Below are 10,866 nucleotides of genomic sequence, written 5' to 3' on the forward strand. Positions count from 1 at the left end.
TCGCACAATCCGCGACGATCTCAAAGCTCGGCCTTTCTGTAGCCCGGGAACCCCACCCGGATAACAGAAACGAGGCCACTGAGCCCGATTCTGTTATCCGGGTGAGATAGTCGTTACTTTGTCAGTAAGCGGCGGTTTCGACCGAGAAAGAACAACGTCGTTTTTGGTTTCGGTCTCAATTTGGATATCAATGATTGGCACCAGATTGGCCGTCATATCAGCGGATTTCCAGGACCGAACCGCCGTTGACGCCCAAAGTCCGTCGCTGGTCAGGACATTCGCTATCCCGCAACGTGGCGTCGGCGTTTTCCCCCGTGGTGAAATGATTGTTAGCCGGCGTCCTTTGCTGGCTTACAATCAGGCCGAGTTCTGGAAACTCGCCGGGACTTGGCGAGGTTTCAGAATCGTGCCCACCTCGGGGGAATGAAGCCGACAGAACGGTGCGCCAGTGACCACCAGGTTGCCAGTATCGGCCAACCAGCCTAGGGGTACTATCGACGGAGAACGCAAAAAGGGACCGGCGTTGGCCGGTCCCTGAAGTGATGGTTAAGTTTAGCTGAGGCTGGCAGGACGGGCGTAGCCGACCGTGTGCCACCAGGAAACGTTGGTGCTTTCGGTGATGACTCCCCGCAGTTGGGCGTCAATCATCTTGTTGTTGCCCAGGTAGATCCCACAATGGGTGATGTTCGACGTGCTGGTCCCGAAGAAGATTAAGTCGCCGGGCTTGGCGTTGCTAGCACTCACGTGGGTGTAGGCGTTGTATTGTTGTTGCGCGGTCCGGGGCAGCGTCTGCCCTAAGGCCTTGCTGAAGACGTACTTGGTGAAGCCGGAGCAGCCAAATGAGCTCGGGCCATTACCACCGTAAACGTACGGCTTACCCAATTGGGCCTTGGCCACGGATAACAGGGTGGCGTAAGAACCGCTCTGTGACGTGGTTGAGCTGTTGGTCGTGGTGTGGTCGTAGCTGGTGCTGCTACTGCTGCTGGACGTGGTCGTGTTGGTACTCGTGGCCGTGCTCTTCTTTTGCAGGTAACCGTGCCAGATCCAGCCAGACGCCGTACCGCGGCCGTTCGTGACGTAGTAGTATAGGGACTTCGCGCCGCTCTTCTTCAGAATGTAGCGCTTCTGGGTGGCGTGCCACGTGGTGTTCGGGTAGTTCTTCAGGTAGTGGGTCTTCTTACCGAACTTCAGGTTGTAGGTGGTCCCACTCAGGTTGTAGGTCCAGCCGGTCGCGCTCTTACGCACGTACTTCGTGTCCGGCATGCTGCTGGTGCTGATGACGGTGTGGTGCGCGTTGGCCGAGGCCTGTGTCCCGAGTCCCCACAGCGGTAACAGCGTTGCGGCGGCCGCAACGGCAAAACTGAGTTGTTTGATTTTCATCTTAATATCCATCCCTCGTATGTAAGTTTATGGTTAATCGGTGCTTTAGAAGTTACTTACTAAGATAGCCCATGTCCGTTACGAGAAGATGTCGCCACCCTATCATTGCCGTTACGCTGTTGCAACAACCTGTCACACAGGTGGTTAAACGGTTTTTCCGCCCAACTATGTGGGTTGCCGATGGTGGTTGCTTCCGAAATAAAGGGCCCCGGCGACGACCGAACGGCGACCAAACGGGCCAAACGAGAGACTTAATTTACCAGTTGCGGGGCGGCCGAACCGGGGGAGAGTGAGTTCTCACCGGCATTTCAGTTAGAAATGCGTCAGCGCTGACCTAAATTTTCACCCGGGCAGACCTAGTCACTGAAACTAATTGTGAACAATCTAATCGAATTTTAACCCCACCCTGTGCGGGATTTCACGACCGGTTTAGACCAATCCACCATCCCGCAGCATAAGCCCGACCTGATGAAGCGACCGCTTGTGACTTATACAAAACATTTCGGGGTATGGACGACTTTTCGCCGAGTTGCTAGACTATTCCCATCTTGAAAAACACGGCCGGGCAAGCTTGCCCCGGCTCAGAATCCAGGGAGGAAGAGACATGCAACCCAAGAACCCAATGATGAAGAAGCGCTGGTGGTTGACCAGCGCGACGGCCGTGACGTTAGCGGCGATGAGCTTAGCGGTGACCCCCGCCACGGCGGACGCGACACCGGTGACCGACACCCCCGCCGGCATCGTGGCCGCGCAGACGGAAGCGGCGACGGCGCCCGAGCTCGAAAGCACTGAAGAGGGCACCACGACCGAATCTGGCGATGCCCAGGTGGCCGACGCCAGCGAAACGCCGGCATCAACGGCCACCACACCGGCCGCTACCGACGAAGTGACCGCGGAGTCGACCGAGTCGGCGGCCACTGATGAAGCGCCGGCAACGGCTGAGTCGTCCGTGCAAACGCCGGCAGGGGCCGACGCTACCAGCGACGCAACGACCACAACGGACGACTCAACGGACACCACCGACGCCGCAGCGTCCGGTGATGAAAACACGCCGGCGCCTAGTGAGACCGCCGACTCGACGACGGACGAGACCAGTTCAGCGGATGCGGTGACGGACCCAGCGACTGCCGACTCGTCCACCACGGCCGATACGGATGCCACGGCGGACGCCGACACCACGGGTGAAACGCTGGAGACTGACACGACCGATACCACCGATACCACTGAGACCACCACGCCCGCTGACCAGGATCAGGCCACGACGCTGGACCAACCGGCGGACGCAACCCTCGCCCCGACCTCGCCAGCCGATCCCGCACCGGCCCCCGCGGCGGATCAAGACCCCGTCCTGGACGAGGCTGCGTTGACGCACAAGCCGGCGGACCCGAGCCAACCGACTTACGACCACAAGCCGGCGCCGGTCGACCCGAGCCTGCCGCTGAACCTGACCAAGCCGGCCGGCCCAATCGCCGCCGAAGAGGTTCAGGCCCCCAAGAAGCACGCCGCCGCGGCTAAGACGCCGCGGAAGCAGGGGCCCCGTGAGGACAGCAACGACATCAACGTTTGGATGCCGAACAAGGTCCTCCAGCAGTTGGTTCTGACCGCGCTGCAGAATCCCAATAACCGGAAACCCTCGCAGAAGACCTGGAACAGCGTGGAAGACATCACCAAGGAAGACATGCTGCTGCTCGAGAAGCTCTTCGGGACCGGCCACACCTACATCGATGGCAAGACGGAATTCTCACTGGAAGGCCTGCAGTACGCCAAAAACCTGAAGACGCTGTACCTGGAAGCCGGTCTGAACATGGACCCGCAGAACGGACAGGTCTACGGGGACATCGTGGACATCTCACAACTGGCCGACCTGGATCAGCTGGAAGACGTGTTCCTGCAGCATAACCGGATCAAGGATCTGACGCCGCTGAAGAACAAGCCGCACCTGACGTCGCTGCAATTGGCGTACAACGCCATCACCGACTTCTCGCCGTTGCAGTACCTGCAGGGACAAGTGACCTCCTACTCGTACGTCGGGCAGTTGATTGAGCTGCCGAAGAAGCCGTTGGCGCAGGGGCAGACCAGTGCACACATGACCGTTGCCTGCACGCTATTGGATGGCACGGTGGTTCAGCTGGATCCCGTCTCGGGGATGGTCGCGGCGCCGTGGGGCTTTGACATCCACACCAACCAGACGATCTACCACATCTACGTGGCCGGCGCGACCGGCGTTTCCGACGGGCAGGGGGGGCTGACGTTTACCAACCTGAAGCCCCAGCACGTCGGTCCTACCAGTGGGGGCGGCATGCAGATCGACCCCATGGACGACATGTATTACATGATCGGCCAATACGGCGCGGGGAGCGGGGTTCCGACGTTTACCGTAGTCCAGGCCTACGACCAGGCCGATGACGGCGCTCCCGTGACGGTCCACTACCAAACGGCGGACGGCACCCAGCTGGCGGACGACACCGTGCTGAACGGGTTAGTCGGCGAAGACTACACCAGCGAACCCCAAAAGATTCCGGGCTACTACCTGACGGCTAAGCCGGACAACGCGACCGGCCAATTCGGCGCGAATCCGCAGGACGTCATCTACGTGTACGCCCCGGACCCCTCTGCACCGGGCACTGGGGACGGTAGTGGCGGCACGACCGAACCGGGCGACGGCAACAACAATAACGGGGGCGGCCAGACCGGCGGTGACGGCGACGGCAACACCGGTGGCACCACGACGCCTGGCGATGGCAACAACGGGGGTGACCAAGGCAACGGCAATGGGAACCCTGGCGGCGGTGACGGAAACCTCGAAGGTCCCGGGGCCGGCGATAACGGCAACGGCGACGGTGGTAACACCGGCGGTTCCACGGGGAACGGCGGTGACCAAGGCGGTTCCAACGGCAACGGGGATGGCTCGACCGGCAACGGCGGCTCAACCGGTAATGGCGGCGGTAACGGTGGCACAACCGGTGACGGCGGGGCCAACGACCAAGGCCAACCCAGCCCTGACGGCAACGGGGGCAACACCGGTTCCACGGGCAGTACCGGTCAAGGCACCACGCCGGGCGGCTCTACCGGCAGTGGCAGCCAGGGCGGTTCCGGGGACACCGGGACGGCTGGTGGCGTCACGACGGGGGGCGCCGGCGCAACCGGCACCGACCAACCGGGGGACACGGCCGTGACCGGCCCCGTCGACCTGGCGACCCATCCGACGAGCACTCCAGCGGCGCAGACGACTCCGGCGGGTAACGCCCAGGTTCTGAGCACCGCGAGTCAGGAGAAACCGACCACGACGCTGCCCCAAACGGGCGAACAATCCTCGCACCGGGGCGTCATCCTGGGGGCCCTGACGCTGCTGACCAGCCTTCTGGGATGGGGCTGGTTAAGCCGGCGGAAGTTCTAGGGCCGGACAATCACTCATGACAGACGCGGCTGTCCACGCACAGACACCTTAAAAGCAGGACGCCTTCTCCAGTTGGGGAGGGCGTCCTGCTTTTTGGTTGACAGTTTATTTGGGAAAAAACGCTATTTCACGGCAAACCGGAGCATGTTCCAGGAGAGCGGCGCCAGTGTGGCGGTGGCGTGGTGGTCGGTGTGGGTCACCGTCTCGAGCGGCCGCAACGCCATGTGGCCGTCGCGGTTATCGTCCTTGACACCGTAACCGGCGAACTGGGTGGCTTCCAGCAGGTGGTCGATGGTGAAGTCGGTGAAGTCGAGATCGAAGTCCAAATCGTCGGTCTGGTGCTTGTTTTCGGCAAAGACCGTCAGCGTGTGGCTGGCCTCGTCGTAGGTCGTGACCGTGTCCAGGTACGGGATGTCCTTGAACTCCCGGGAGTTGTAGGTCGGCGACTGGCTGTGGTCGACCAGCACCGTGCCGACGCCGTGGTTTGCGACCTGCATGAACGGGTAGAAGATCGATTGCTTCCAGACCCCGCCGTCGTTGTCGGTCATGATTGGCGCAATCACGTTGACCAGTTGGGCCAGGCAGGCAATCTTGACCCGGTCGGCGTTGCGCAGCAGGGTCATCAGCAGGCTGCCGACCAGCAGGGCGTCCTCGAAGTTGTAGACGTCTTCCAGCAGGTGCGGCCCGACCTGCCAGGGCGTGACCTGGGTATCGGCGTCGTTGGAGTGGTACCAGACGTTCCATTCGTCGAAGGACAGGTTGATGGTCTTGGTCGAACGTTTGCGGGCCTTGACGGCGTCACACATCGCCACGACGCCCTTGATGAAGGCGTCCAGGTCGAGGTTCTTACCCAGGAAGTTGTCCAGCTCGGTCGGGTCATCGTCGTTGTAGTAGCCGTAGTAACGGTGGAGCGACAGGTAGTCGACGTTGTCGTAGCACTCGTCGAGGACGGTCTCTTCCCAGTCGCCGAAGGTCGGGTTGTCCATCGAGGAGCTCCCACAGGCCACCAGTTCCAGGGAGTCGTCGACCCGCAACATGGCCTTAGCGGTCTCGTTGGCCAGGTGGGCGTACTCGCGGGCGGTCTTGGCCCCGATTTCCCACGGGCCGTCCATCTCGTTGCCCAGGCACCAGGTCTTGATGGCAAACGGGTCCGCGGCCCCGTTCTGCCGGCGCAGGTCACTCAGGTAGGTGCCCTTAGGGAAGTTACAGTATTCGACCAGCTCGGCGGCCTCCTGGATGCCCCGGGTCCCCAGGTTGACGGCCATGTTCGGCACCGCGTTGACCTTGTCCGCCCACTTCATGAATTCGTGGAGGCCGAACTGGTTGGTCTCCAGCTCGCGCCAGGCCAGGTCCAAACGAACGGGCCGCTGATCCTTGGGGCCGATGCCGTCTTCCCATTTATACTGGGAGAGAAAGTTACCGCCGGGGTAGCGAATCAGCGGCACATTGAGTTCCTTGACGGCGTTGATGACGTCGGTCCGGAAGCCGTCCGCATCGGCGCTGGGGTGGCCGGGCTGGTAGATGCCGGTGTACACGGCGCGGCCGAGTTGTTCGATAAATGAGCCGTAGAGCCGGCGGTCGATTGGGGCGATAACATCTTGGGGCTTGATCTGCGTTGAACCTTTCATGACGAATACCTCCAGTGAATTTTATAGTATATAGCGCTTACATTAACGGGTAAGCGAAAATCATCATCCTTACTATACGGGGCACCGGCCGGAAAAACCATGCGAAATCCCACCGATAATTTATAATTTTTCACGCTCATCCGTCGCGGGGAACCGGGGACGACTTTTTCACGAGCGGGGATGGGCGGCACGAACCGGGCGGTCTGCGGGGTCGCCGGGTCGCGGTAACCTTGAATTTGTGAAAGTGTATGACCAGATAAGTAGTTTTGCTCGGAAATTATTTCGATATTGATGTTGAATGTTGGTGCGGGGAGGGTGAGAATGGGGGATGTAGAGTTTATGAAAGGTAGGGGTAAGTTCGTATGGAAACAAAACAAACACATTTTAAGATGTATAAGGACGGCCGCAAGTGGGTCTTCGCCTGTGCGTTGGTCCTGGTCATGGGTGGCACGGCCACGGTCGCACACGCCGACACTGACACCGGTTCGGCCGCGGCCGACTCGAGCAGCCAGGTCGTGGCGTCCGGTGATGCCGGCAATACCGGCAATGCGACCGGCAATGCCGCCAATGACGCGTCACAGTCGAGTTCGGCTGATTCGACGAATACGTCGAACGACCAGACGGATAAGTTGACCGGCACGGACACGGCCAACGGTAGCAACGAACAAACGAATCATGATTCCACGGATTCGAACGGCAACGGCGACACGCAGGACGTGCGGGACACGAATTCCGCGAAGGAAGACACCAACAATAACGCCAACAACGACTCTTCCGCGTCAACGAACCAGCAAGGCAAGCTGGGATTCCAGGTTGAAAGCGAATCGGTGACCGCTGATTCGGCGGCGAACGCGGATGACGCGGCAGCGGACCCAGCTGAGCCGGCGGCCACGCCGACCCCTACCGAGAAAACCACGCAACCAACCACGACCCAGACACCGGTCGCCACGGCGGCCAACGCGGAGGTGCAGGATGCGGGCAGCGTGTACGATGACTTCCCGGATGCGGACCTGAATAACATCTTGGGCGTCTCGTCTTACTTCCACATCTTCGCCAACGAAGCCACGTTGGGCGCCCACACCAACGGAAACGTCGCCGTGGGCTTGCTACACGGCCAGGTCAACTTCGGGACCAACATCATCGAAGCGCTGATCGACAAGGATATCTCGTACATCCAGAGTTTTGACCAACTGGCAAACAGCTCCTTCGTGATGGCGGATGGCGCCCGGGAGAACAAGGTCGTCTTCGGTGAGGGCGTAGAGATCGACTTCACCAACCCGAGTCGCCCGAAGATCAACGGGGTCGACATCGACCACCTGAACGCGTCCGAAGTTTTCCAGGATAAGAATGGCAACACCTACATAGACTTCGCCCAGGAATTCGCTAAGCTGAAGCAGACCAACGCCAGCGTGGCCGATTGGCCGAGCGTCAAGGACTACACCAGCGCGGACTTCCCCGACATGAACAACCGGGTCATCGACGTGACCGACATGACGCCCGACGAAAACGGCCGGATCGTCATCAGCCTGTCGCCCGACGTCCTGCAGATGAACACGCCGCTGACCATCAAGGGTCTCGACCCCGATGAGGACGGCAACACCGTGATTATCAACGTCGATACCGGCAACGGCACGAGCTACGATATGAACTCCCAGATCAAGATTATTTACAGCGATGGAACCGAGCGAAACAACCACGAAACGGAGTACTTCGGTGACAACCACCTGCTGTGGAACTTCATCGACCGGTCCGCAAGCGACAAGCAGTTCGCCGGGGACCTGAACTTTAACAACACCTTCCAGGGCAGTGTCCTGGCACCGTCCGCCGACATCACGGTCAACCATAACCTGGACGGGAACATCATCGGCAACAAGGTCACGGTCAAGGGGGAAACCCACCGCTGGGACCTGCAAGACCGGCCGAACACGGACAAGCCGGAGATCGCGATTCCGTTGCCGGGTGAAGAGGGCCCCAAGGTACCGGAGGAGCCGGAACCGGAAAAGCCAGGCACCGAAGAACCGGGGAACCCTGAACCCGAGACGCCAGGCACCGAAGAACCCGGTGAAGTCGACGAGACGGGCGAAGAAGAGGGCAGCTACGGCCACCATCACGCCGACGAGGAAGAGGTCGACGAGTACGAGGAAGCCTTCGAGGAAGCCGATACGCCCGCCGAAGAGGCCGCGCTGTTGACGAAGATTGAGGACGCCATCGCCCAGGCCGAGGCGGCGCACGACACCTACCTCGTGACCCAGTTGAAGGCCATCTTGCAACAATTGCTGACGAAGATGGGCTACGGAAACGGCGTGGGCTTACCACAGACCGGTGAGACCCACAGCTCATGGGTTCAGGTCTTAGGCCTGGCCCTGGCCGCCACCACGTTAGGCGGTTGGCTGCTGCGGAAACGGCAAAACTAAACAACCTTTTGAGATAACGCTCGCCGCTTGGTGGGCGTTATTTTTGTTGACGCACATCATCGGCGCCGAGGCGGATCTTGCGGTATGATAGCCCCTAAAGATCATGGGAGGCGTTTTATAATGAAGTTAACGAGTAAACGGGTATTGATCGTGGGTGGCACCTCGGGCTTCGGGGCCGAGGTCGCCCGGCAGGCGGTGGCCGCTGGCGCGCGGGTCCACGTGATCGGTCGCACGGCCTCCCACGTCACGGAAGCCGTTCAGCGGCTGTCCACGACCGACAACCTGGTCGCGGGCACGGCCCTCGACGCACAGGATGCCCAGCAGGTCGGCCACTTCTTGGCAGCCCAACCGGCCTTTGACCACGTGGTGTCCTTCCTCGGCGGGGCGCTGAGCGGCGGCTTTCTGGATAACTCGGTTGCGGTGATTCGTCAGGCGGTTGAGGACAAGTTCTTTGCGAACCTTCAATTGGCGCAGCTGGCGGTGTCCCACCTGAACCCGCACGGCTCGCTGATCTTCACGTCCGGGGCGGGCGGCCATCCCCACGATGCGTCCGGCGCTATCGTAGGCAACCAAGCCATCAACACGCTGGTCCGGGGACTGGCCGTCGAGCTGGCACCGCAACAACGGGCCAACGCGGTGGCGCCTACCTGGACGCCGACCGGGCTTTGGCGGCACCTCTCACCCGAGCAGGTCGCTCAGCAGGTGGGCGACTTTAGCGCTGGGGTACCGCTGCACCGGGTGGCCACGGTCAGTGAGGTGGCGGCGGCCTACCTGTACCTGATGCAAAACGACTTCGTGACGGGCCAGGTGCTGACGGTCGATGGGGGCGTGGATTTGACTTAGTTGAGAATGGACCAAAAAACGTCTGAGGGACGATTGATCTCTCAGGCGTTTTTATCTTATGATTTTTTTGAGTTATGGTGGCTAATAGGATGAAAGATAATTTCGATGTGGATATGATGCGTAGTGTCAGTTAAAATTGGCGGAAACGGTCGATTTCTTCCGCTCAGCTGGGCCGTGACGACTTCGAGCCACGCAGAAAACACCGTGTTTTGAAGGGCGGCTTTGTGGGAAGCCAGCCGGAAAACGCTGACTAACCACCATTTCACGTTCTGGGTCTAACTTTGCTCCAGCAATCTTGACGGTGGCAGTCATCCAGTCGTTTAGTCTTAGTCAGCACCGTGGTAGAATGACGTCGTTTTTTTCGCGTTCATCATGGGAAGGGCAAGCCGATAGATGGGCAAATGAAACGCCACAATCGTTCTCCAATCAACGAGTACCACACGCCATAGTTTTGAAAAAAAGAAAATTTAATGATGTGTTTTCCGCCAGCTTTGTAAGTATTGATTTAGGGCATTTGACCAATTTATCGCCTTGAGAGAATAGCAGGCAGCAATGACGGTTTCCGGAGATGTTGGATCAATAAGTTCAGAATTTTGCTGCTCAGCGATTAAGGTTTCTAAAAAGACAATCTTAATTTTTGACTGAGTGGGTTCCTCAAAATTCAAGCTATCTTTAGTCTGGATAATCAGCTTTCTTGCAGATTCAAGGTCGTGATTCTCTATTAGTAATTCAAGTGCGTTACTGAGTATGGTGGACAATAAATCGGAGTATCCTGGTAACTTGAGATAGTATTTTGACCGGTCGATTGCCGTTTGGGCCAGTGGTATGAGGGATGGACTATCAAATATGAACATTGCATTGCTAAAAAGCCTAAGTTCATAAATACCCCATGAATCAATCGACAATAAATATTTTACAAGCGACTTATGATACTTTTGCGGGAGATTTTTTCCTTGGATTCTTCGCACATGGCCTAGAGCTAATGTCATATTGTGGAAATGAGACGACTTTTCCGGGTTTTTTTCAGGAATTAGCCGTTTCTCATTCTCGTATAGTTTTTGAATGCCGTAGAGGTTTTCATTGATAACAAATTTATTTAATCTTTCGAGAAACTCACTTTGAGAATTTTGCGAATAGTTGTTTTGAAGATGGCAGATTGCAAGAAATAACTTGAACGAATTTAATGACGTAAATTAAGCAAGAA

Annotated in this window: 6 protein-coding genes; 3 read left to right on the plus strand and 3 right to left on the minus strand. The window is 58.6% G+C overall.

Annotated elements, in window-relative coordinates; all coding sequences use genetic code 11:
- Positions 1-552: 552 nt before the first annotated feature.
- The gene (locus tag FD37_RS05770; protein ID WP_056964142.1) at positions 553-1,380 is read right to left on the minus strand and encodes a C40 family peptidase; all 828 of its coding nucleotides are present in this window, start codon (positions 1,378-1,380) and stop codon (positions 553-555) included.
- A 604-nt stretch (positions 1,381-1,984) separates the two neighbouring features.
- On the opposite strand from FD37_RS05770, the gene FD37_RS05775 reads away from it, so the two are divergent.
- Positions 1,985-4,777 (plus strand): MucBP domain-containing protein, encoded by a 2,793-nt coding sequence (locus FD37_RS05775; protein WP_056964094.1) that lies wholly within the window; start codon positions 1,985-1,987, stop codon positions 4,775-4,777.
- A 122-nt stretch (positions 4,778-4,899) separates the two neighbouring features.
- On the opposite strand, the gene arfA is transcribed toward FD37_RS05775, so the two are convergent.
- On the minus strand, positions 4,900-6,405 hold the full coding sequence (gene arfA, locus FD37_RS05780; RefSeq protein ID WP_056964096.1) for an arabinosylfuranosidase ArfA: 1,506 nt from the start codon (positions 6,403-6,405) through the stop codon (positions 4,900-4,902).
- A gap of 362 nt (positions 6,406-6,767) precedes the next feature.
- Here arfA and FD37_RS05785 point away from each other — a divergent pair, with 362 nt between their 5' ends.
- Together FD37_RS05785 and FD37_RS05790 are read left to right on the plus strand one after the other, a co-directional pair.
- Entirely contained in the window at positions 6,768-8,819 is a 2,052-nt protein-coding gene (locus tag FD37_RS05785) for a collagen-binding domain-containing protein (protein ID WP_056964098.1), read from the plus strand.
- A 120-nt stretch (positions 8,820-8,939) separates the two neighbouring features.
- Positions 8,940-9,662 carry an SDR family oxidoreductase gene (locus tag FD37_RS05790; protein ID WP_056964100.1) on the plus strand — a complete coding sequence of 241 codons (723 nt, stop codon included), beginning with the start codon at positions 8,940-8,942 and terminating at the stop codon, positions 9,660-9,662.
- A 467-nt stretch (positions 9,663-10,129) separates the two neighbouring features.
- Here the strand turns inward: FD37_RS05790 and FD37_RS12595 are convergent, their stop codons facing one another.
- Positions 10,130-10,819 carry an Rgg family transcriptional regulator gene (locus FD37_RS12595; protein WP_082605136.1) on the minus strand — a complete coding sequence of 230 codons (690 nt, stop codon included), beginning with the start codon at positions 10,817-10,819 and terminating at the stop codon, positions 10,130-10,132.
- Positions 10,820-10,866: the final 47 nt, after the last annotated feature.

Source organism: Levilactobacillus spicheri DSM 15429 (assembly GCF_001435095.1).
Lineage (GTDB): Bacteria > Bacillota > Bacilli > Lactobacillales > Lactobacillaceae > Levilactobacillus > Levilactobacillus spicheri.

What these genes read in the sequence shown, in the direction of transcription:
- FD37_RS05770 (WP_056964142.1), bottom strand. Translation starts at nt 1,380, where the DNA reads ATGAAAATCAAACAACTCAGTTTTGCCGTTGCGGCCGCCGCAACGCTG.
- FD37_RS05775 (WP_056964094.1), top strand. Translation starts at nt 1,985, where the DNA reads ATGCAACCCAAGAACCCAATGATGAAGAAGCGCTGGTGGTTGACCAGC.
- arfA (WP_056964096.1), bottom strand. Translation starts at nt 6,405, where the DNA reads ATGAAAGGTTCAACGCAGATCAAGCCCCAAGATGTTATCGCCCCAATC.
- FD37_RS05785 (WP_056964098.1), top strand. Translation starts at nt 6,768, where the DNA reads ATGGAAACAAAACAAACACATTTTAAGATGTATAAGGACGGCCGCAAG.
- FD37_RS05790 (WP_056964100.1), top strand. Translation starts at nt 8,940, where the DNA reads ATGAAGTTAACGAGTAAACGGGTATTGATCGTGGGTGGCACCTCGGGC.